The organism is Plantactinospora sp. WMMB334, from assembly GCF_049179095.1.
Lineage (GTDB): Bacteria > Actinomycetota > Actinomycetes > Mycobacteriales > Micromonosporaceae > Plantactinospora.
On sequence record NZ_JBMHME010000002.1, the window covers coordinates 2140371 to 2163021 of the forward strand.

The following is a 22651-nucleotide window of genomic DNA, read 5'->3' on the forward strand; positions in this document are numbered from 1 at the left end:
GGAGGTGCCTCCCTGCTATCGGCCGGGCCGGTCAACAGGTCGGCAGGACGTTGATATTGTCGCCCCCCTCGAGGTTGAGCCAGGCGAACGGGATGTACGGCTTACCGCCGTTCCACTCGATCCGGACCCACCAGGTGCTGCGCTTGTCGTCGTTGTAGACGAACGCGTAGACCTCCTCGCCGGACTTCTTGCAGAGCGCCTTGATCCGGGTGCCCGGCTTGGCCCAGCCGGCCTGCTGGTCGTCGTCCTGCCGGGTCACCTTGAAGATCTCGTTGCCGTTGCGGCCCGGCCGGTCGGAGTTGCAGTAGGTCCGCTGGTCGCCGGAGGAGCCGTTGTTGCAGGTGGCGATGCCGTAGACGGCGGCGGTCGCCCGGCTGGCCGACGCGGTGCCGTTGCCGGCGGCGTTGGTCGCGGTGACCGTGAAGCTGTAGTCGGTGCCGGGGGTCAGCCCGGTGACCCGGATGCTGGAGCAGTTGCCGTTGACCTTGGCGCGACCGTTCGGGGTGACCGAACAGCTCGCCGTGCCGCCGCCGGCGTCCACGGTGAAGGTGACCGTCACGCTGGTGGCGTCCGAACTGGTGCCGGTGACGGTGACCCTGGGTGCCGCCACGGTGCTGGCGGTGTCGGTGGCGGCGGCGCCGGGGCCGGCCTCGTTCACCGCCTGCACCCGGACGGTGACGGTCTGCCCGTCACCCAGCCCTCCCACGGTGGCCTGGGTGTCGGTCACCTCGCTCTTCCTGCCGCCCGCGTCGACCAGGTATTTCGTGATCGGCCGACCGTTGTCGGCGGGCGGGCTCCAGCTCATCGAGACGGTGCCGCGCGAGCCGCCGACCGTCCTCGCCTGGAGGCTCTGCGGTGCCTCCGGCGTGGTGAACGGGACGACGCTGTTGCTGGCCGGTGAGGCGGTCGAGCCGGCGCCCTTCTCGTTGATCGAGACGACGGTGAAGGCGTACTGGTTGCCGTAGTCGAGCTCGCCGGCCGGAATCACCAGCTCGGTCTTTGTCGACTCGCCCACGGGTGCGTTGGCGCCGGCCGAGATGGCGGTCACCGCGTACTTACGGATCTTGTAGCCCTGGCCGTTGGCGGCCGGCCACCTGACCAGCACCGTGCCGTCCGGCCGTTCCTCGGCGGTGACACTGGCCGGCGGATCCGGCACCTCGGAGGTCGGCACCACCGGGTTGCTCTTCTTCGCCGGCCCGGCGCCCTTGGCGTTGACCGCCTGCACCGAGAACTGGTAGGTCTCGCCGTTGGTCAGGCCGGTCACCTCCAACGACCGCTGTTCGGCGCCCACCTGGAAGGTGCGGCCGGCGCCCTCCACCACGTACCGGGTGATCGCGGCGCCGTTGGCCGCGGCCGGTCGCCAGCTCACCCGGGCCTGGGCGTTGCCGGCGGCGGCGGTGACCGATTTCGGTGCGCTCGGCTTCCTGACGACCGGCTTCGGTGGCGGCGGTGGCGGCGGCGGGTTCGGCGGCGGGTCGCCGCCGAGGATGTCGTTGGCGTACTTGTTGACGGTCTTGACCCGGTGCTTGTCGTCGACGACCCGGGCGAGGGCCGAGTTCGGGGCGTTGATGAAGAGGTGGTTCTCCCGGACCTCCAGCTCCAGCGGCCCGTTGGCGCCCGGGATCTCGAACTTCTCGAGCAACTGCCCCGCCGGGTCGAACGAGTAGACCGTGCCGGTGTCGTCGTCGGCGCAGTAGAAGCGGTTGGCCCAGGCCACGGCCGGGCTGAGCCGGGTCCCCGCACCCGGCACCCGGAACTGCTGGCCGACGGCACCGTTGTCGGCGACCACGATGTTGCGGTCGTCGAGCACGGTCACCGGGACCCGCAGGCCGGTGGTCCGCGGCGGCATCGCGCCGGGCCCGGTGAGCGGCAGCGTGACCGGGCTGATCGCGTCGCCGATCAGCGTGGTCAGGGTGCTGGTGGTCCGGTCCAGCACCGCGACGCCGTCGTCCAGGGTGGAGATCTTCAGGTCGTGGTTCGGGTCGGCGACGGCCTCGCTGCGGATCTGCTCCGGGCTGACCCCGCCGCCCGTGCCCCCGCTGCCGGACTCCGGCAGCGTCGCGGCGGTGATGGCGGAGACCGTCCCCTCGCTGGGCACCGCGATCCAGAGTCGACCCTCGCCGTCGAACTCGCCGCCGGTGATCCCCAGTGGATAGTTGATCTGCTCGCCGACCGGGGTCAGCGACCGGGGGTCGAGCTGCCGCACGATCCCCTGCACCGCGTCGACGACGAAGGCCGCGTCCTCGTGCAGGGCCACGTTGACCCCGATCCCGGCGGTGGTCCTGGTCGTCGCCATGATCTGCAGGGTGGCCAGGTCGAGCGAGCTGACCTGCCCGGTGTTGAGGTCGCGCAGGATCAGCAACCGGTCGGTCTGCACGACCTGCATCCGGTGGCTGCGGCCCTGCGGGACCTGCACCCGGGTGTCGACCCGACCGGTGACCCCGTTGACCCGGGCCAGCTCGCTCTTGGCCGAACTCCAGAGCCAGGAACTCGCGTCGAAACTCGCCACGGCGTTGTCCGCCGCACCCAGACCGAGGACCGTCAACCCCATCGCGGCGGCCAGCGCCACCACGGTGGCGATGGTGACCACTCCGCCCCGGAGGCGGGACCGGCGGCGGGCCGGTGGCGCACCCGGCGTCACCCCGGCGGGTTCGCTTCCGCCGCCGCCGTCACTGCCCGTGAAGCCGTTGCCTGTGGTGACCACAGCCGGCCGCCTCCCCACCCCGTGGACGGTCCTGTCCGACCGCCGTCGTCAGCGAATCTCTCCCGAAACCGCGTGCCATCATAGGGCCCCGGGCTTTGCCGGCGGGGACCCGAAACGTGCCGTTGTGGACAACGCGAGCGCGAATTGTGGATATGGCTGCTGATCGTCGACCGTCTTGCCAGGTCAGTGCGGTAGGGGCGGTTGTCGAATTGTGATCAGCGCGGGCTTGCGCCCGCACCGTCCCGTTCCGTGCAGACAAGATCCGACGGCGCGAATTCGTTGGTCGAATAGACGGCGAGCACCGAGAAGCAGTAATCGAGCTTGGGGTTCAACGCGTTCACCTTGAACGTGGTCTCGCCGGCACTGAGCGTACTCATCGGCTTGGTCTGCTGGCCCGCCCGGGCGCCCGCCACGACGAACGGCACCGTCCCGCCGCTCGGATCGGACCAGGTGATGGTGATCGCCGAACCCTCGTCGAGCAGCTTCAGATCGGTCGGCGGTTCGCCCGCGACGACCGGTTCGCCGCGCTCGTCGACCGGCCCGGTCTCCGGGGAACCGCCCCGGTCGACGAGCACGGCGACCACCACGACGATCGCGGCGACCACGGCGGCGCCCGCCGCGATCGCCGCGGCGACCGTCGACGCACGACCCCGGCCCGACTCGCCGGCAGCAGCCGGTACCGGAACCGGGGCGGGTGCGGGTGCCGGGGCGATCGGGTACGACGCGACCTGCGCCGTCGACTGCGCCGAGTACGGCGGGAATCTCGACGACGCCGGCCCGGCGCTGCCCGAAACGTACGCCGAGACCGGCGATTCGGCCGGACGCTCCGGCACGCTCCCGGCGCTCGGCAGGTATGCCGGCGAGGTGGCCGCCGACCGGAACAGCCCGCCACCGGCCGGCCGGCCCGCCGACGCACCACCGGGCGGCGGCGCGACCGGTGGCGGCGCCAGTGGTGCCGGTGGTGCCGAGATCAGGGGCGGCGGTGCGACGGGTGCCGCGACCGGCGCGGGCCCGACCGGTTGCGGGTGGAGATTCGCCCCGGGGGCCTCACCGAGATAGTCGCGGGCCGCCCGGACCTGCCAGTGGTCGTCGCCGAGCACACCAGGCCCGATCGAGGCCACCCGGCCGAAGTTGCGGCGGGCTTCGTGCCGGTTGCCCAACTCCTCGGCGACCGCCCCGAGCTCGAAACTGAGCGCCAGCATCAACGGGTCGGCGTCGCCCCGGTGCTGGCCGTCCATCAGCGCCTCTTCGAGGAGGCGTCGGGCCGTCGCCGGGTCGTCGGCCTCCCGGTGCCACCGGGCCAGCACCTGGGTGGTGGCGAGCACCTGCGGGTGATCCTTGCCGTATGCGGGCCGGGCCGCGTCGAGGGCCTGTGCGAGCAGCCGCCGGGCGGCCGGATCGTCGCCGCCGTCGCGAAGTGCCCGGGCACGGTCCTGCACGGCGGCAAGTTGTGGGGGCTGAGACACGCCCGCCATGCTGCCCCCTCGACGGGGTGCCGCGCCAGCCCGGACGCCGGGCGGCCGCCGACCCGGCCGCCGCCGAACCCGGCCGCCGACCCCATCGACGCGGATGGGGCCGGCGGTCGGGTTCGGGCCCGGCACCGCCGCGCCCGGACCCGGTGCGGCTCTGCCGGCCGGTTCGGTGCTCTGCCCGCCGGCTCAGCGGCTCTGTAGCGCGTCCAGGCCGATCGCCATCGCGATGACCAGCCGGCGGTCGAGCTGCGGCAGATGGATGTCGACGACGTACCGGTCGCGCAGGCCCCACTTCTTCACCACGGAGAACGCCGGCTGGCCGTCGATGGTGAAGTCGAAGTGGTACGGCAGCCAGGAGAGCGACTCGACGAACCGGCGCAGCAGCGCGACCGGCAGGCTCCGCTCCTGGCCGACGGCCCGCCCGAGACCGGGCTGCTCGACGTGCCAGGTGGAGCGGAGCAGCGACGACTTGAAGTCCTTGCGGAACAGCCCGATCGGGGTGCCGTCGGCGTCGGTCACGTCGTACGTCGCGCCGAGGTCCATCACCTGGCGGGCCTTGAAGCCGAGCACCGGCTGCTGCTTGCTGTCGTCCGTGTAGAGCGTCACCTGCTCCTTGAAGGCGAGCCGCTTCTGCTGGGCGAAGGCCAGCAACTCGCCCTCGGAACCGTCCGGCGTGACGGCGTGCACCTGGTACTGGTTGACCATCAACCGGATCCGCTGCCGGACGTGGAACTGGCGCTGGGACTGGAGGACGTCGAGTTGCATCGCGGAGGTTTCCTTCGTCTGGAGGTGACCGGTATCCGGGTGACCGGCGCGGTGTGGCCGGCGGACCGGGATCGGGCGCAATCGCGCCTCGGAGTGTGGCACACCGGGTCATCCGCCGCGGCCCACGCCCACCGAGCGACCGACCGGGGACCGGCTGGTCGGCCGGCCAACTGCCCACCATGGTGCCGGTGTCCGCATCGACGGGTGCCTGGCGGCCTGCTTGGATGGGAGGTCGGTGCGATCCCGGTCGGTGGTGGGGCCGAGGAGGGAGCAGGGCTGGTGACCCGAGAGGACCGTTGGGACTTCTTCATCGCGTACGCGAATCCGGACCGGGCCGCCGCCGAGGAACTGTACGGCCTGCTCCGCCCGCACTTCCGGGTCTTCCTCGACCGGCGGAGTCTGCCGCCCGCCGACGGCAACGGCAACCGCCTGCCGGATGTGCAGCGGCAGGCGGCGATCACGCTGGTGCTGCTCTCGGCCGGCCCGGACCGGGCCTACGCGGAGCGGGAGGAGATAGTCCGGGCCATCGAGGTGTCCCGCCGGGAGAACGGACTGCGTCGGGTCGTCCCGATCCTCCTGGACGGTGCGGACGGAACGGGCCGGCTCCCGTACGGGCTGCGGCTCGAAGAGGCCGTTCGGGTGACCGACCCCGGCGGGCTGGCGCAGGTCGCCGAGCGGCTCCGGCACAGCCTGCGGCACCGCCTCGCGCTGCCCGCGGCCGAGTTGCTGCGCCGCTACGAGGAGCGGACGACGGTCGAGCGGGCCGTCCGCCTGGTGCCCCGGGACGGTTTCGATCCCACCGGGCACCTCGGCCTGAGCAGCCGCAAGTACGTCTTCGTCGGCGACTACGAGGAGCAGCGGCACCGTACGCTGCGGCAGATTCTCGGCAACCTCTGGATCGGGGACGCCTTCGAGCACGTCGACAACTCGAACGGGCCCTGGCTGGCCCTGACCTTCGAGCTCGGCGAGGTGAACCGGCGCAAGATGGACCTGCTGCCCGCCACCTGGAAGGCGGCGTTCCGGATCCTCTCCGACCCGACCCGGGCGGCCTGCTTCGAGGCGACCGACGAGGAACGCACCCTGCTCGGTCGCCCGCCCCGGAACTACTACTCCGACGACCAGCAGGCGTGGTACGCCAGCTGCACCACCCGGGAGCGCCGGTACACCCCGCGGGGCACCGACTACTTCATCCGGGAGGTGTTGGGCATCAGCTGGCTCTGCTTCACCGGCACCGGGATCACCCAGGGTGCCCGGCAGTCGAGCGGGCTGCCGTCGCGGATCTTCTTCGTCCGGAACCTGCCGTTGCACAGCATCGACCACCAGGTTCAGGACCTGGGCGTACCCGACGACGGCATCGTCCTCGACTGACTCCCGGCATCGCCGGTCCGGGATTGGAACCGTGCCGCACGGGTACGCGGCGGTTCTCTACGACGGGGGTGGCAGATGTCGCAGCGGCATACCGTACTGCGTTCGATGCACGATCTCGGCCTTGCTGCCTGGTTCGGTGGCTCCCTGATGGGGGCGATCGGGGTCAACGGCGCGGCGGCGACGGTGAGCGACTCGCGGCAGCGGCTCGGGGTGGCCTCGGCCGGCTGGGCCCGGTGGACGCCGGTCAACGCGGCGGCGATCGGCAGCCACGTGGCCGGTGCCGCCGGTGAACTGATCACCGAGAGTCCCCGGATGCTCGTCCAGGCCGGGGTGGGCCGGATGAGCGCCGTCAAGACCGGGCTGACGGTGGCCGCGCTCGCGGCGACCGGGTACAGCCGGATGCTCGGCATGCAGTTGCAGAAGCGCACCGAGGCGCCGGTGGTGGCCGGAACCGCACCGTTGAACGGTACGCCGCCGGACGTCGCGGCGCGGCAGCGGCAGTTGCGGGTGTTGCAGTGGGTGATTCCCGCCCTCACCGGTGGGCTGATCGTCGTCACCGCGCTCGCGGGCGAGCAGCAGAAGCCCGGGCAGGTCTTCCGGGGCATGCTGGCCCGGATGCACGGCGTGCGGGGCGGGGCGGGACGGATGGGCGGCATCGTCGGCAGGGGCATGCGCGGCGCGGTCGGCAAGGGCGGCGCCGGCCGGGCCGGCAAGGCGATTCCCCAGTTGACGACGAAATGCGTGCGGCGGATCGCCGGATCGGCGGTGCCCGGGATGGCCGGGGCGCGGGCGGCCCGACTGGGGGTCGGGAAGCTGCGCGACCGGTAGCAGACCCTGTGCGGTGCGACCCGCCGCCCTTACGACGTCGTTGTCCCCGCTGTCAACGGCCTGATGACTGCCATTGTTCGGCCCCGATGGTCTGGCATGGACACCGCTCAACGCGGTTACCTCGGAAACCGAGGGTTAACACATGCCGCGGAGGTCACGGGTGCCGGTCAGACCGCCATCGGAACCGACGGCCGCACCGGTGCCGCCGGTGCCGGGCGTCGCCGCCCTGGTCGGGCGCGCCGAGGAGCTGACCGGGATGCTCGGTCTCCTCGACCGGGACGCGACGCGGCCGTGTTTCCTGGTGCTGCACGGTGAACCGGGCATCGGCAAGAGCCGGCTCGTCGCCGAACTGGCAAGGGCGGCCGGCGACCGGAGCCGTACGGCGCTGGTCGGCCGGGCGACCGAATTCGAGCGTTCCCTCCCGTACGGGATGCTGCTGGATGCGCTGGCCGGCGTACCCGATCATCGGGCCGACCTGCACGCGCAGCTGGACGCCCTCGCCACGCGTGAGCTCGACGGGCCGGCGGGGCCGGCGACCGCCGCGGTCGAGCGGCACCAGCGGCATCGCCGGTTGCGCGGCCTCCTCGCCGCCGCCGCCCGACCGGCCGGCGCGCTGCTGGTCTTCGACGACGTGCAGTGGGCCGACGACGCCTCCGTCGAGTTCCTCGGCTACCTGCTGCGGCATCCACCGGACGCCCGGCTGACCGTGGTGCTCGCGTTCCGGTCCGAACAGTGCCCGCCGAGGCTGGCCGACGAACTCGCCCGGCTGGCGCCACCGCCGAGCTGGCTGCGGCTCGGCCCGCTGACGCTCGCGGACGTGGACCAGTGGTTCCCGGCCGAGCCCGCCGCCCGGCGCCGGCTGCTGCACCAGGTCAGCGGCGGCAACCCGCTCTACCTGGAACTGCTCGCCGGCACCTCGGACCGGGTCCTCGGCGCGCTGCGCAGCGGCGACTGCCCCGACGAGCCGGTGACCAGGGCGCTGCACGGCGCGGTGGCGATCGAGATCCGTGGGCTGGGCCCGACCGAACGGCTGGTGCTCCAGGCCATTGCGGTGGTCGGCCCCGGCCTCGACGTCGGCACCGTGGCCGCCGCCGCCGGGGTCGATACGCAGCCGACCACCGCCGCGCTCGACGCGCTGGTCGCGCGCAACCTGCTCCGGCAGGACGGGGCCGGGCTGGACTTCCGGCACTCGCTGGTCCGGGCGGTGGCGTACTGGCTGGCCGGCCCGGCGTGGCGGCTGGCCGCCCATCGCCGGGCAGCCGCACACCTCGAACGCGCCGGCGCCCCGCTCACGCTCCGGGCACACCACCTCGCCAGGTCGATCCGGCCCGGCGACGAGACCGCCGCCGGGATACTCGTCACCGCCGCGACGACCACCATGGGCACGGCGCCGAGCACGAGCGCCGCCTGGCTGCGTGCCGCCCTCGCGGCGCTGCCCGACGCCCCCGACCGGGCCGAACGCCGGGCCGAGCTGCGGCTGCTCTTCGCCAAGGCGCTCGGCGTCACCGGCCGGTTCGACGAGGCGCGGAGGGTGCTGCACGACCTCGTCCCGGTGGCCGGCCGGCATCGGCACGCCGCGGTCGAGCAGCTCGCCGTCGCGGAGCGGCTGGCCGGCCGGCTGGACGTGGCCAGTGCGCTGCTCAGCACCGAGCTGGACTACTGCCGGCCCGGCGAGCCCCGCCCGGACGCTCCGGCCGGCGTCGTTGCCGGGGCCGGTGCCGGTGCTGCGGCCGGCGTCGCCGGCCACGGGGGCGGGCAGGAGGCTCCCGACGGGTCACCGGAACCGGCGACCGCCACCGGTGCGACGCAGGCGATGCTGCGGCTGGAGCTCGCCGTGACGGAGATGCTGGCCGGTCGATGGCGGGCCGGAGCCAGACAGGCGGAGAAGACGATGGATCGGGCCCGGCAGGGTGGGCACCGGGGGATCGAGGCCGCCGCGAGCAGCGTACTGGCCGCCTGCGCGGTGGCCAGGGAGCCGCTCTCCGCCGCCCGGCTCCGGATCTCGTACGCCACCCGGATGATCGACGCGCTCGGCGATGTCGCGCTCCGGGACGAGTTGGGCGCGGTCGCCCTGCTGTCCTGGGTCGAGCTGATGCTGGACCGGTTCGACGACGGACTGGCCCACGCGGAGCGGGGCATCGAGGTGGGGCTGCGGTCCGGCCGGATCCACGTCCATCCGCTGCTCTACGCGGCACGCTCCGTGCTGTACGGCTCGGTCGGCCGGGTCGACGACGCGCTGCGGGACGCGGAGGAGGCCGAGGAGATCGCCCGGTGGCAGCGGAGTGCCGAGGCGGCGACGCTGGCGGCGGCGGTCCGGCTCCGACCGCTGCTCTGGCTCGCCGGGCCGGACGCCGTACGCCCGGCCCTGGACCGGCTGCGGGGCAGCGCCACGCCGCGCTCCATCCTGTACCGGGCGGTGGTCCGGATGCACCTGGCCGAGGCGTCGTACGCGATCGGCGACCACGCGGGCTGCCAGCGCCTGCTGGACGACGTGGAGACCTACCGCTGTCTGGGACCGGCCGAGGCGGACGTGCTCGCCCTGCGGGCGCTCTCCGCCGGTGCTGCCGGTGCCGCCGATGCGGCCGGGGTCGGCACGGCACGGTCCGGGCCGGGCGGCCCACCGCCGCAGGTCCGGCGCTGGCTGGCCCGGGCCTCCGGGGTCGCCGGTGACCTGCCCGGGCGGCTCGGGCTGGTCGGCGTGGCCGGTGCGAGCCTGGCCCTGGCGTACGGCGCTGTGCAGGACGCGGACGCGGCGGTGGCGCCGGCCGTCGGCCAGTTCGCCGTGGCCGGCATGCCGGTCGCCGAGGGGCAGGCGCGGCTGCTGCTCGCCGAGGTGAGGGAGGCGGCCGGGGATCCGCAGTCGGCCCGTGAGCAGCTCGGCCGGGCCAGGCAGTTGCTCACCGGATCCGGCGCGCGCTGGCTGGCCGGGCAGGTCGACCGCGCACAGCGGCGGCTGGCCGCCCGACTGGCCCGGCGTGCCGCCCGAACGGACGGGCCGGGTGCGGCGCCGGACGCGGCGGATCCCCGGCAGCTGTTGACCGCCCGCGAACGGGAGGTCGCCGAGCTGACCGTCACGGGTGCCACCTCCCGGATCATCGCCCGGCAGCTCCAGATCAGCCCACGTACGGTCGACGCACACCTGATGCGGATCTACCGCAAGCTCGGGGTCACCTCCCGCGCCGCCCTGGTCGGCCTGCTCGCCCGGAAGTGACAGGTGCGGGGGCCCGGCCGGCCGGGCCCCGGCATGCGCACGGTCAGTCGAGGGTGCCGGCTGGCCGGGTCAGCGGTCCGCCCGCGGTTCCGGTGTTGACCGTCCCTGCGGGCTCGATCAGCAGGACGGCGGTCTCCTCGTCGGCCACCGGGCAGTGCTGTACGCCCCGGGGCACCACGAACAGCTCGCCGGCACCGAGCGGGACCTCCCCGTCGGGCAGCCTGATGGTGAGCGGCCGGCGGGGTCGCCGTGGCGGTCGGCTTCCACGACCAGGCGCACCTGCACCGGCATTTCGTCCGGCACGTCGGCATCACCCCGGCCCGCTACGCCCGGCCGGCGGCCGGAGCTGACGGCGGTCAGCCACCGCCGAACGCGACCCGGCCGGACGGGCGCGGGCCGTCGGGCCGGGTCGCCTTCGACGGGTCGGCTGGCTGGTTCGAGCCGTCGGACAGCGACGGGTCGGCGGACAGCGACGGGTCGGCGGGCGGGCCCGAATCGTCGGCCGGCAGCGTGCCGTCGGGCGGTGCCGCGGTGGTCCCGGTGCCGCCCGCCCGGCCGGCGCAGGAGTCCTCCACGACGGCCCGGAACGCCTCGGCCAGCAGCCGGACCACGCCCTGGGTCAGCGCCGCGCTCCCGTGCTCGTGCCGCGGCGGCCGGCAGCCGGCCGGCGTGCCGCCGCGGTTGCCCGCCGGCGCCCCGGTGTGGCGCAGCGGCGCCAGCCGGGTGACGGCGGCCGGCACCAGCTCGTCGGTGACCGGGCGGAGCCGGTCCAGCATCTCGGCCAGCAGCCGCAGCGCGGCCGGCACCGGTATCCCGGCGTGGTGCAGGTCGAGCGCAGGCTGCAACGCTCTGGGCCGGGTCGCGGTGACCGCACCGTCCTCGGCCCGCGTCAGCACGCCGTGCCGGACCAGGCTGTGCAGCACGGCGGGGTGCTCGGACGCGATCCGGCCCAGGGCCGCCGTGAGCGGCTCGGCGGGCGGCGGGGCCGGGTCGCGTACTCCGAGCATCGCCTCTATGGCGACCAGGTTGAACCCCTGCCGCTGTAGCGACGTGATGCTCGCCAGCCGGCGTACGTGAGCGGCGCTGTAGTAGGCGGTCCGGCCGTACCTGGTCGGCGGCGGAAGCAGACCGCGGGCCTGGTGCGCCCGGATGTTGCGCGGCGACATCCCGACCAGCCGGGCGAGGCTGTCGATCGTGTATCCCGGGGCGGCCGGTGACGAGCCGGCGCGCTCGCCGAGCTGGGGCACAGACGCCGTCACGGCTTCTCCTCACGTCCTCGGGCGGATCGAACCTACCGATGCCACCGGTCGCGGGAGTATTGGTGAAATTACTGCCCCTCTCCTCCGGCCGGCCCGGTTTTGGCTGTTCGTGGCGCCTGCCCGCTCGATGCCGGGATAATCGGAGCTGTTGTTGGCGGTCGTGCCCCGCAAGGTGGCCGCCGCCGGGCAGGGGTTCACGTCGAAGGGAACGGGCATGTCGCACGGGCGGGTCGGTGACCTGGTGACCGGTGCGGCCGGCACCGCCGCCGGCACCGCCGTCGACCCGAAGCAGGGGCTACGCCAGCTGCGCGGCCAGATGGTCGCGCCGGCGCTTGTGGCGTTCGGGGTGCTGCTCGGCTATCTGCTCGGCCGCCGGCTGCACCGCTGAGTCCGCCGCCGCCCCGGGCGGCGGACGTCGGGTGCCGGGCAGGGCGATCGGCAGCCCGGCCGGCCACCGCCGGAACCAGGGCGTCGCCGGGCCCTCCACGATCAGCCCTGGCGGCTCTTCCACTGCGGGTTGCCGCGGTTGACCACGAGCACGCGGCCGCGCCGGCGTACCACCACCGAACCCGGCTTCCGCTTCAACGACCGTAGCGAGCTGCGGACCTTCATGACGGCTCCTTCCCGCTCGTACCGGCGGTTTCTCCACCGTTTCCACAGCTGGTCAACGCCGGGTGCCGGGGCCGGATTCCCCGGCCGAGGTTCGGCCGAGCGGCCCGGCCGGCCGGGTGTCACGTGGTAAATCTCGGGATGCGGCTCCGTCCTCGGACGGAGGCAGCTGACCGGACGGGGGACATGCGGTGAGTGATCCGTCTTCATCCCGGATGTCCGGCCGGACGACCTGGGCACACGAGATCTCCGCGCCACTGCGCCGGTTCGCGCGTACCGAGTCGGCCAGCGCCGGGGTGCTCATCGCGGCCATCGTCGCGGCGCTGGTCTGGGCGAACATCGACAACCACTCCTACGAGGCGGTCTGGACCACCGAACTGGCGATCGAGATCGACGGTGCCGGACTCGCGCTCGACCTGCGCGCCTGGGTGAACAGCGGGCTGATGACGTTGTTCTTCCTGGTGGTGGGTCTGGAGGCGCGCCGGGAGTTCGACCTCGGCGACCTGCGCGACCGGCGGCGGTTCGCCCTTCCGCTCGTGGTCGGCGTGCTCAGCATGGCGCTGCCGGTGGGGCTCTTCCTTCTGGTCACCCGGGGCGGGCCGGGCGTACACGGCTGGGGCGTGGCCATGTCGACCGACACCGCGCTCGCGCTCGGTCTGCTGGTGTTGCTCGGGCGCGGCGTCCCCGACCAGGTGCGGATCTTTCTGCTGACCGTCTTCGTGGTGGACGACCTGGTGGCACTGATCGTGATCGCCGTCGTCTACACCGAGCACGTCGACCTGGTGCCGTTGCTCGTGGCGATCGGGCTCTTCGCGGCGCTGTTCGGGCTGCGGGCGCTGGGCGTCCGGCGCGGCCTGGCCTACCTGCCGTTCTGCGTCGCACTCTGGGTGGCGCTGCTGGCCGGCGGAGTGGAACCGGTGGTCGCCGGGCTCGCCATCGGACTCACCGCACCCGCCTACACGCCGGCCCGTGGCGCCCTGGAGAACGCCAGCGGGCTATTCAAGCTGTTCCGCGAGCAACCCACCTCCGACCTGGCCCGGAGCGCGAGCGTCGGCCTGACCCGGACCCTGTCGCCCAACGACCGGCTCCAGCGGATGTACCACCCGTGGACGAGCTATCTCCTCGTGCCGCTCTTCGGCCTCGCCAATGCCGGCATCGTCCTCGACGCCGAGTTCCTCTCCCGGGCCGTCACCGCACCGGTGACCCTCGGCGTCGTGCTGGGCTTCGTCGTCGGCAAGCCGGTCGCGATCGTCGGGGTCTCCTGGCTGCTGGATCGGATGACCCGGGGCCGGATCCGCCCGGCGGTCGGCTGGGCGGGGCTCCTCGGCAGCGGCACCATCTCCGGGATCGGGTTCACCGTGTCGTTCCTGATCGCCGCCCTGGCGTTCGACGGCCCCGAGCTGGCCGAAGCCAAGATCGGGGTACTCGTCGCGGCGGCGATCGGCGCCCTGCTCACCTGGGTGGTCTTCCGGATCACCGCCGCGCTGCCGAGGGCGGCCCGGGCCCGCGCGCTGTTGGGCGACGCCGACCAGCTCGCCGACCTCGTCCCGGCGGTGGACCCCCGGCGGGACCACGTCCGTGGCCCGGCGGACGCCTCGGTCACGGTCGTCGAGTACGGCGACTTCCAGTGCCCCTACTGCGGGCAGGCCGAACCGGTGGTGCGTGAGCTGCTCACCGACGCCGACCTGCGCTACGTCTGGCGGCACCTGCCGCTCACGGACGTGCATCCGCAGGCACAGCTCGCGGCGGAGGCGGCCGAGGCAGCGGCCGCCCAGGGGGCGTTCTGGGAGATGCACGACCTGCTGCTGGACCGCCAGGACCGGTTGCGCATCACCGACCTGGTCGACCATGCCCGCGAACTCGGTCTCGACCAGGAGCGGTTCGAGGCGGACCTGATGGCGAACGTGCACGCCGCCCGGATCGCCGACGACGTCGAGTCGGCCGATCTGAGCGGGGTCTCCGGCACCCCGACCTTCTTCATCAACGATCGCCGGCACTACGGCGCGTACGACATCGAGACCCTGACCCGGGAGGTCAAGCTGGCCCGGGCCCGGGCCGGGCTCCAGCCGCGCCGGGGGCGGCGGCCGGAACGGGGATGACGTACATTCGTCCGGCCGTGATCCGCTCAGGCTCTGGCCAGCGGGACCTCGACCAGGTGCTCGGCGACGAACCAGGCCTGCAGTTCGCCGGTGCGGAGCACGTTCGAGACCAGCAGGTCGTTGCTGCCGTCGTCGCCCATCTCGGCCACCCGCCCGGCGGCGTCGCGGACGTCGATCAGGATCAGTTCGTGTGCCTCCAGCAGCCGGGAGAGCATCACCGGCACCTGCTCGGCGCCGTTCGGTGGCCGGGGGATCCGGGTGATCTCGGCGACGTGCCGGGGATCGCCGACCGCCACCCCGCCGAGCGTCTGCACCCGCTCGGCGATCATGTCGACCAGTTCGAGTTGCTCGCCGGCGTGCTTGTCGAGCAGCAGGTGGAGTTGGTAGAAGGTGGGTCCGCGCATCAGCCAGTGGTGCTTCTTGTAGAGGGCGTACAGGATCTGGGTGTCGGCCAGGACCCGGTTGAGCCGCTCGCAGGAGTACATCCGGGCGTCCGAGGAGAGCCCGAGCGGGAACTGCCGGACGGTGCCGAACTCCTGGATCCGCCCGTCCTGCTGGTGCAGCCATGGCTGGCTTCCCACGGCGTGGCCCGGACCGCTCATCGCAGGCTCCTTTCGACAGGTGACGGTGCTGGGAGACAGCCGGCTACCCGGGCGGAAGGCCGTCAAACCGCCGCGTCGGCACCCCGGGGGCGGTTCGCCGGGCCGCCGCCGCCCGGTCACCCGGTGGATGACCGTCGGGCCCCGGCGGCCTAGACTCGTGAGCATGGGGTTTCCGGCATGATCAGCGACCTCGCTCCGGTCGTGCCGTACGGTCACGTCTGCTGGGCCTACGACGACCCGGCGGTCTTCGAGCACCGCGCCCGGCACTTCCTTGCCGAAGGGCTCGCGGCCGGTGAGCGGGTCTGGTATGTCGCGACCGGGTCGCCGGAGCGGGTCGTCGAGCGGCTGCGCGGCAGCGCCGGGTTCTCCGACGCCCTGCGGCGGGGCGCCGCGCAGGTCGTCACGCTCAATGAGACATATCCGGGCGGCGTGGTCGATCCGCTCGGACAGTTGCAGAGATACGCGGCCGCGACCGACGAGGCGGTGGCCGCCGGCTACGCCGGGCTGCGGGTGGCCGCCGACGCCACACCGTTGGTGCGTACTTCCGCCCAGCTCGCGGCGTTCGCCCGCTATGAGCATGCCGTCGACAGATACATGCGGATCCGGCCACTCTCGGCGATGTGCGGCTACCACCGGGCCGAGCTGGGTGACCGGACGGTCGCCGCGCTGGCCTGCCTGCACCCGGTGAACAACGTCGCCGAGGTGCTCTTCCGGCTCTACGCCTGTGCCCCCGGTGACGGCGCCGCCGCGCTCGCCGGCGAACTCGACGTCTTCAACCACGAGCAGTTCGCCACCGCGCTGGAGCACGCCGACCTGAGCCCGGTCGGTGGTGAGCTGGTGGTGGGGGCGGGGGAGCTCCGCTTCATCGACCACCACTGCCTGACCCGGCTGCGCGACTACGCCGGAGGCCGGGCCGCCACCGCGGTACTGCGGACCCGGCGGACCGCCGCCACCCGCCTCGTCGAGTTGCTCGGTCTCACCGGCCTGCGGGTCGAGGCGGTGCGATGAGGACAGGCGCCGCCGCCGGTCACGAGGGCTACTACCACGAGGCCGTGCCGTACCACTCCGACGAGGAGCTGCTCGCCGTCGCGCTGCCCTTCCTGCTCGGCGGGGTCGCCGCGGGAGAGCCGACGGTGGTCTCCTTCGGCGAGCGCACGGCGGCACTGGTCCGGGCCGCCCTCCCCGCCGGCTCGACCGTCACGTTCCTGCCCGGTGGCGATCTCTACGCCCGTCCGGCCGTCGCGATCCGGTCCTACCAGCGGCTGCTGGCCGGGTACGTCGCCGAGGGCGCCCCGCAGATCCGGATCATCGGCGAGGTGCCGCGAGCGGCCCTCGGCGCGACCTGGGACTGGTGGGCCCGGTACGAGTCGGCGGTCAACCACGCGTACGACAGCTTTCCGCTCTGGAGCATGTGCGCGTACGACACCCGGATCACTCCGGCGCCGGTGCTGGCGGACGTGCTGCGTACGCATCCCCGGGTGGCCACGGCGGACGGGGAGCACCGGCCGAGCGAGACCTACACCGAGCCGAAGGCGTACCTCTCCGAGGAACGTGCCGTGCTGCCCGATCCGCTCCAGTCCACGACGCCGCTGCTCGAGTTGGTCGACCCGTCGCCGACCCAGGCCCGGCACGCGGTCTACGGGACCGATCCGGGCCCCCTGCGTGCCGACGAGATCGAGGACCTGGTCGTCGCGGTGAGCGAGACGGTGACCAATGCCCTGCGGCACGGCCGTCCACCGGTGCGGTTCCGGCTGTGGAGCGGCACCGACCGCATCGTCGTCGCGGTCAGCGACGGTGGTGGCGGGCCGGAGGACCCTTTTGCCGGGTTGCTGCCGGCGGCGGCCGACGGTGCGGGCGGTCTGGGGTTGTGGATCACCTTCCAGTCGTGCAACCACGTGACGTTCAGCCGCGCCCCGAGCTCCTTCACGCTGCGGCTCACCGCCGGCAATCCGCACTTCGGCGGATGATCAGGCGCCGGGGTTCCCGCGGGACCGCCCGGGTGACCGGGCCGGCGCCGGTCGGGAGGGGCTGATGCGGATCCGGGCGATGGAGCCGGGCGACGCCGCCGACGTGCTGGCGATCTACCAGGCCGGGCTGGACACCGGGCAGGCCAGCTTCGAGACCGAGGCGCCGACCTGGCCGGCGTTCGACTCCGGCCGCCTCCCCGCGCACCGGCTGGTCGCCGTGGGGGACGACGGCCGGGTGCTCGGCTGGGTGGCGGTCACGCCGGTCTCCGCCCGGGCCGTCTACGCCGGAGTCGTCGAACACTCCGTCTACGTCCATCCCGCCGCCCAGGGCCGGGGCGTGGCGCGGGCCCTGATGGCGGCGCTGATCGCCTCGACCGAGGCCGCCGGGATCTGGACCGTCCAGTCCGGGATCTTTCCGGAGAACGCGGCCAGCCTGACCCTGCACGAGCGGGTCGGCTTCCGGGTCGTCGGCGTACGGGAGCGGGTCGGGCGCCACCACGGCACGTGGCGCGACGTGGTCCTGCTGGAGCGCCGTAGTCCCGCGATCGGCTGAGGCGTTCCAGGCGCGGGGGAGCGTCGCCTTCCCCGACGGCGTGCGTGACGTTCGCGGCGCGACCCCTGTCCGGACGCCGTCGCAACGACGATACTGGGTAGTGATCAATCGGGACCGCCTGCTGATCACCCGGTTCCGGCGATATTGCATACGGTATCCAGAGCGACGTATGGTGGAGTTCCAGTCGGCGCGGATGGAGGTGGGGTTGCCATGGCCGGTCCGGACGCCTCGATGACGGATCGGGTGCACGCACTGGTCGCCGCACATCGCGGTGACCGCGGCGCACTCTTGCCGATCCTGCACCGGATCCAGGACGAGTTCGGCTACGTCGACTCCGACGTCGTGCCGGTGCTCGCCGCCGAGTTGAACATCTCCCGCGCCGACGTGCACGGCGTGGTCACCTTCTACACCGACTTCCGCGCCGAACCGGCCGGCCGGACCGTGGTCAGGCTCTGCCGCGCCGAGGCATGCCAGTCGGTCGGCGCCGAGGCACTTGTCGCGTACGCGGAGCGGACACTCGGCGTCAAGGTCGGCCAGACCACACCGGACGGCTCGGTCACCCTGGAGCAGGTGTTCTGCCTGGGCAACTGCGCACTCGGCCCGGCCGGCCAGATCGACGAGCGGGTCCACGGGCGGCTCACCCCGGCCCGGCTGGACGCCCTGGTGACAAAGGCGGTGGACGCATGAGTGAGACGAGGGTGCACCAATGAGCACGAGCGTCGACGAGGGCGGTGCAGGCATGACGGCGCCGGTGACGGTCTACGTACCCCGCGACTCGGCCGCGCTCTCGATGGGCGCGGACCTGGTCGCCGCCGAGATCGAGCGGGTGGCGGCCGAGACCGGCCGGGCGGTCCGGATGGTCCGGAACGGCTCGCACGGCATGCTCTGGCTCGAACCGCTGGTCGAGGTGGTCACGGCGCGCGGCCGGATCGGCTACGGCCCGGTCGCGCCGGAGGCGGTCGCCGACCTCGTCGCCGCCGGGCTGCTCGACGGTGCCGAGCACGAGCTCTGCCAGGGCGTCGTCGCCGAGCTGCCCTGGCTGCGCGACCAGACCCGGCTCTGCTTCGCCCGGGTCGGCGTCACCGACCCGCTCGCCCCGGACGACTACGTCGCGCACGGCGGCCTGGCCGGGCTGCGCCGGGCGCTGGAGCTGCCCCCCGCCGAGGTGGTCGCCCAGGTCACCGAGTCCGGGCTGCGCGGCCGGGGCGGCGCCGGCTTCCCGGCCGGCATCAAGTGGAAGACCGTCGCCGACACCCCCGGCGCGCCGAAGTTCGTCTGCTGCAACGCCGACGAGGGCGACAGCGGCACCTTCGCCGACCGGATGCTGATCGAGGGCGACCCGTTCACCCTGATCGAGGGGATGGCGATCGCCGGGTACGCGGTCGGCGCGACCGAGGGCTACGTCTACATCCGCTCCGAATATCCCGACGCGATCCGCACCATGCGCCAGGCCATCGGCATCGCCCGCGAACAGGGCTGGCTCGGCGGCGACGTCCTCGGCTCCGGGCTCCGTTTCGACCTGCACGTCCGGGTCGGCGCGGGCGCCTACATCTGCGGCGAGGAGACCGCGATGCTGGAGAGCCTGGAGGGCAGACGCGGCGTGGTCCGGGCCAAGCCGCCGATCCCGGCGATCACCGGGCTCTTCGGCCGGCCGACCGTGGTGAACAACGTGCTGACCCTGGCCTCGGTGCCGACGATCCTGGCCGAGGGGGCGGCGGCGTACCAGGCGTTGGGGGTGGAGCGGTCCCGGGGCACCCAGGTCTTCCAGCTGGCCGGCAACGTCGCCCGGGGCGGCATTGTCGAGACCGCCTTCGGGATGACGTTGCACGACCTGGTGCACACCTACGGCGGCGGCACCCGCACCGGCCGGCCGGTCCGTGCCGTGCAGGTCGGCGGGCCGCTCGGGGCGTACCTGCCGGCGGACGGCCTGGACCTGCCGATGGAGTACGAAGCGTTCGCCGCCGCCGGCGCGATGCTCGGGCACGGCGGCGTCGTGGTCTTCGACGACACCGTGGACATGGCGGCGATGGCCCGCTTCGCCATGGAGTTCTGCGCCGAGGAGTCCTGCGGCAAGTGCACCCCGTGCCGGGTCGGCGCGGTCCGGGGCGTCGAGGTGATCGACAAGATCACCGCCGGCCAGGACCCGGACGGCAACCTGGCCCTGCTGGGTGATCTCTGCGAGCTGATGACCGAAGGGTCGCTCTGCGCGATGGGCGGCCTGACACCGATGCCGGTACGCAGTGCACTGCTGCACTTCCCGGACGACTTCACCGCCAGAGGGGAGACGTCCGCCGGCCGATACGAGGAGGCCAGACCATCGTGAGCGCGCGTAGCGAGCGAACCAGCCAGCTCAGTGCCGATGTGCCTCATGGCGGCACGGAGCGGAGCGGAGTGGCGTCATGAGTCTGCTGAAGGAACCCGATCTCGGTACGCCGGCCCGACCCGGCCCGGCGACCGTCACCGTCGAGGTGGACGGCCACCCGGTGGCCGTGCCCGAAGGCACCTCGGTGATGCGGGCCGCCGCCATGAGCGGGATCGACATCCCGAAGCTCTGCGCCACCGACAGCCTGGAGGCGTTCGGCTCCTGCCGGCTCTGCCTGGTGGAGATCGACGGCCGGCGCGGCACCCCGGCCTCCTGCACCACCCCGGTCGCCGAGGGGATGCGGGTGACCACCCAGTCGCCGAAACTGGAGAAGCTCCGCCAGGGCGTGATGGAGCTCTACATCTCCGACCACCCGCTGGACTGCCTCACCTGCTCGGCCAACGGCGACTGCGAGTTGCAGGACATGTCCGGCGTGGTCGGGCTGCGCCAGGTCCGGTACGGCTACGACGGCGCCAACCACCTCGCCGAGAAGACCGACTCCAGCAACCCGTACTTCGACTTCGAGGCGTCCAAGTGCATCGCCTGCTCCCGCTGCGTACGGGCCTGCGGCGAGGTGCAGGGGACGTTCGCGCTGACCATCGAGGGGCGCGGCTTCGGCTCCAAGGTCTCGGCCGGCGGCACCGACTTCATGAGCTCCGAGTGCGTCTCCTGCGGCGCCTGCGTGCAGGCCTGCCCGACGGCGACCCTGCAGGAGAAGTCGGTGGTGCAGCTCGGGATGCCGACCCGCAGCGTCGTCACCACCTGCGCGTACTGCGGGGTCGGCTGCTCCTTCAAGGCCGAGCTGCGCGGTGCCGAGCTGGTCCGGATGGTGCCCTACAAGGACGGCGGGGCGAACGAGGGCCACTCCTGTGTCAAGGGGCGGTTCGCGTTCGGCTACGCCACCCACCCCGACCGGGTGCTGACCCCGATGGTCCGGGAGAGCATCACCGACGAGTGGCGCCCGGTCGACTGGGAGACCGCGATCTCCTACACGGCCAACAAGCTCAGGGACATCCAGGCCCGGCACGGGGTCGGGGCGATCGGCGGCATCACCTCCTCGCGCACCACGAACGAGGAGGTCTACGTGGTGCAGAAGATGATCCGGGCGGCGTTCGGCAACAACAACGTGGACACCTGCGCCCGGGTCTGCCACTCGCCGACCGGGTACGGCCTGAAGCAGACCTTCGGCACCTCCGCCGGCACCCAGGACTTCCGTTCGGTGGCGAAGTCCGACGTGATCATGGTGATCGGGGCGAACCCGACCGACGGGCACCCGGTCTTCGCCTCCCGGATGAAGCGCCGGCTGCGCGAGGGCGCCAGGCTGATCGTGGTCGACCCGCGCCGGATCGACCTGGTCCGCTCCCCGCACATCGAGGCCGCGCACCACCTCCAGCTCGCCCCCGGCACCAACGTGGCGGTGGTGAACGCGATGGCGCACGTGGTGCTCACCGAGGGACTGGTCGACCGCGGCTTCGTCGAGGAGCGCTGCGAGGACTTCGACGGCTGGGCCGACTTCATCGCCCGGCCGGAGAACAGCCCGGAGGCGGTCGAGGAGCTGACCGGGGTGCCGGCCGAGGAGCTGCGCGCGGCGGCCCGGCTCTACGCCACCGGCGGCAACGCGGCGATCTACTACGGCCTCGGCGTCACGGAGCACAGCCAGGGCTCGACCATGGTGATGGGGATGGCGAACCTGGCGATGGCGACCGGCAACATCGGCCGGGAGGGCGTCGGGGTCAACCCGCTGCGCGGGCAGAACAACGTGCAGGGCTCCTGCGACATGGGGTCGTTCCCGCACGAGCTGCCGGGCTACCGGCACATCTCCGACGACGTGGTCCGGGGCGTCTTCGAGAACATGTGGGGGAGCGCCCTGCTGCCCGAGCCGGGGCTGCGGATCCCGAACATGTTCGACGCGGCGATCGACGGGAGCTTCCGGGCGATCTTCGTGCAGGGCGAGGACATCGCGCAGTCGGACCCGAACACCAGGCACGTGCACGCCGCGCTGGCGGCGATGGAGCTGGTCGTGGTGCAGGATCTCTTCCTCAACGAGACGGCGAAGTTCGCGCACGTCTTCCTGCCCGGCACCTCCTTCCTGGAGAAGGACGGCACCTTCACCAACGCCGAGCGGCGGATCAACCGGGTCCGCCCGGTGATGGCGCCGAAGACCGGCAAGCACGAGTGGCAGATCGTCGCCGAGATCGCCCAGGCGATGGGCTATCCGATGCGGTACGACCACCCGAGCCAGATCATGGACGAGATCGCGGCGCTCACCCCGACCTTCTCCGGGGTCTCCTTCGACAAGCTCGACAAGCTCGGCAGCGTGCAGTGGCCCTGCAACGACGCCGCGCCCGAAGGCACCCCGATCATGCACGTCGACGGCTTCGTCCGGGGGAGGGGCCGGTTCGTGCAGACGCCGTTCGTGCCGACCCGGGAGCGGAGCACCCGCAAGTTCCCGCTGATCCTGACCACCGGGCGGATCCTGAGCCAGTACAACGTGGGTGCGCAGACCCGGCGGACCGGGAACGTGGCGTGGCACCCGGAGGACGTACTCGAGATCCATCCGCACGACGCGGAGGTCCGGGGCATCAACGACGGTGACGAGGTCACCCTGGCCAGCCGGGTCGGCGCGACGTCGCTGCGCGCGGTCTTCTCCGACCGGATGCCGGTCGGGGTGGTCTACACGACCTTCCACCACCCGGTGACCGGGGCGAACGTGGTCACCACGGAGAACTCCGACTGGGCGACCAACTGTCCGGAATACAAGGTGACGGCGGTCCAGGTGGGGTTGAAGAGTCCGCCGGCACCGGTCGAGACGGCCGGGGCGGAGCACCGGCTTCCCGCGATGGCGGACTGAG

General features: G+C 72.9%; 18 protein-coding genes. 11 read left to right on the forward strand and 7 right to left on the reverse strand.

Annotated elements, in window-relative coordinates:
• Window positions 1–31 precede the first annotated feature (31 nt).
• From ACN27G_RS09090 to ACN27G_RS09100, 3 genes are all read right to left on the reverse strand, one after another.
• On the reverse strand, window positions 32–2641 hold the full coding sequence (locus tag ACN27G_RS09090; protein WP_421497282.1) for a fibronectin type III domain-containing protein: 2610 nt from the start codon (window positions 2639–2641) through the stop codon (window positions 32–34).
• Between the two features lie 278 nt (window positions 2642–2919).
• Window positions 2920–4170 carry a tetratricopeptide repeat protein gene (locus ACN27G_RS09095; RefSeq protein WP_421492330.1) on the reverse strand — a complete coding sequence of 417 codons (1251 nt, stop codon included), beginning with the start codon at window positions 4168–4170 and terminating at the stop codon, window positions 2920–2922.
• A gap of 192 nt (window positions 4171–4362) precedes the next feature.
• Entirely contained in the window at window positions 4363–4941 is a 579-nt protein-coding gene (locus ACN27G_RS09100) for a hypothetical protein (RefSeq protein ID WP_421492331.1), read from the reverse strand.
• Window positions 4942–5220: 279 nt separating this feature from the next.
• Between ACN27G_RS09100 and ACN27G_RS09105 the strand changes: the two genes are divergently transcribed.
• The 3 genes from ACN27G_RS09105 (at window position 5221) to ACN27G_RS09115 (ending at window position 10348) form a co-directional block, all read left to right on the forward strand.
• Window positions 5221–6309, forward strand: coding sequence for a toll/interleukin-1 receptor domain-containing protein (locus ACN27G_RS09105; RefSeq protein WP_421492332.1), 1089 nt, complete (start codon window positions 5221–5223; stop codon window positions 6307–6309).
• 105 nt (window positions 6310–6414) lie between these two features.
• Entirely contained in the window at window positions 6415–7137 is a 723-nt protein-coding gene (locus ACN27G_RS09110; RefSeq protein ID WP_421492333.1) for a hypothetical protein, read from the forward strand.
• Window positions 7138–7297: 160 nt separating this feature from the next.
• Window positions 7298–10348, forward strand: a complete 3051-nt coding sequence (locus ACN27G_RS09115; RefSeq protein WP_421492334.1) for a helix-turn-helix transcriptional regulator — start codon at window positions 7298–7300, stop codon at window positions 10346–10348.
• 43 nt (window positions 10349–10391) lie between these two features.
• Here ACN27G_RS09115 and ACN27G_RS09120 read toward each other — a convergent pair whose 3' ends face one another.
• Together ACN27G_RS09120 and ACN27G_RS09125 are read right to left on the reverse strand one after the other, a co-directional pair.
• The gene (locus tag ACN27G_RS09120; RefSeq protein WP_421492335.1) at window positions 10392–10523 is read right to left on the reverse strand and encodes a hypothetical protein; all 132 of its coding nucleotides are present in this window, start codon (window positions 10521–10523) and stop codon (window positions 10392–10394) included.
• Window positions 10524–10704: 181 nt separating this feature from the next.
• Entirely contained in the window at window positions 10705–11607 is a 903-nt protein-coding gene (locus ACN27G_RS09125) for a MerR family transcriptional regulator (protein ID WP_421492336.1), read from the reverse strand.
• 151 nt (window positions 11608–11758) lie between these two features.
• Between ACN27G_RS09125 and ACN27G_RS09130 the strand changes: the two genes are divergently transcribed.
• Window positions 11759–11995 carry a hypothetical protein gene (locus ACN27G_RS09130; protein WP_421492337.1) on the forward strand — a complete coding sequence of 79 codons (237 nt, stop codon included), beginning with the start codon at window positions 11759–11761 and terminating at the stop codon, window positions 11993–11995.
• Window positions 11996–12096: 101 nt separating this feature from the next.
• On the opposite strand, the gene ACN27G_RS09135 is transcribed toward ACN27G_RS09130, so the two are convergent.
• A complete protein-coding gene (locus tag ACN27G_RS09135; protein WP_421492338.1) occupies window positions 12097–12219 on the reverse strand; it encodes a 50S ribosomal protein L36 in 123 nt (40 codons plus the stop codon).
• Between the two features lie 212 nt (window positions 12220–12431).
• On the opposite strand from ACN27G_RS09135, the gene ACN27G_RS09140 reads away from it, so the two are divergent.
• Window positions 12432–14315 (forward strand): Na+/H+ antiporter NhaA, encoded by a 1884-nt coding sequence (locus ACN27G_RS09140; RefSeq protein WP_421497283.1) that lies wholly within the window; start codon window positions 12432–12434, stop codon window positions 14313–14315.
• 26 nt (window positions 14316–14341) lie between these two features.
• On the opposite strand, the gene ACN27G_RS09145 is transcribed toward ACN27G_RS09140, so the two are convergent.
• Window positions 14342–14917, reverse strand: coding sequence for a Dps family protein (locus ACN27G_RS09145; RefSeq protein ID WP_421492339.1), 576 nt, complete (start codon window positions 14915–14917; stop codon window positions 14342–14344).
• Window positions 14918–15094: 177 nt separating this feature from the next.
• Between ACN27G_RS09145 and ACN27G_RS09150 the strand changes: the two genes are divergently transcribed.
• From ACN27G_RS09150 to fdhF, 6 genes are all read left to right on the forward strand, one after another.
• Window positions 15095–15925 carry an MEDS domain-containing protein gene (locus ACN27G_RS09150; protein ID WP_421492340.1) on the forward strand — a complete coding sequence of 277 codons (831 nt, stop codon included), beginning with the start codon at window positions 15095–15097 and terminating at the stop codon, window positions 15923–15925.
• Complete coding sequence (locus ACN27G_RS09155) at window positions 15922–16884, forward strand: anti-sigma factor RsbA family regulatory protein (protein ID WP_421492341.1); 963 nt, start codon at window positions 15922–15924, stop codon at window positions 16882–16884. Before ACN27G_RS09150 ends, ACN27G_RS09155 begins: the two co-directional genes overlap by 4 nt.
• A 64-nt stretch (window positions 16885–16948) precedes the next feature.
• Window positions 16949–17437 carry a GNAT family N-acetyltransferase gene (locus ACN27G_RS09160; RefSeq protein ID WP_421492342.1) on the forward strand — a complete coding sequence of 163 codons (489 nt, stop codon included), beginning with the start codon at window positions 16949–16951 and terminating at the stop codon, window positions 17435–17437.
• 210 nt (window positions 17438–17647) lie between these two features.
• Window positions 17648–18124 (forward strand): formate dehydrogenase subunit gamma, encoded by a 477-nt coding sequence (locus ACN27G_RS09165; protein ID WP_421492343.1) that lies wholly within the window; start codon window positions 17648–17650, stop codon window positions 18122–18124.
• Between the two features lie 19 nt (window positions 18125–18143).
• Window positions 18144–19760 (forward strand): formate dehydrogenase beta subunit, encoded by a 1617-nt coding sequence (locus tag ACN27G_RS09170; RefSeq protein ID WP_421492344.1) that lies wholly within the window; start codon window positions 18144–18146, stop codon window positions 19758–19760.
• Between the two features lie 76 nt (window positions 19761–19836).
• On the forward strand, window positions 19837–22650 hold the full coding sequence (gene fdhF / locus ACN27G_RS09175) for a formate dehydrogenase subunit alpha (RefSeq protein WP_421492345.1): 2814 nt from the start codon (window positions 19837–19839) through the stop codon (window positions 22648–22650).
• The last annotated feature ends 1 nt before the right edge of the window (window position 22651 follow it).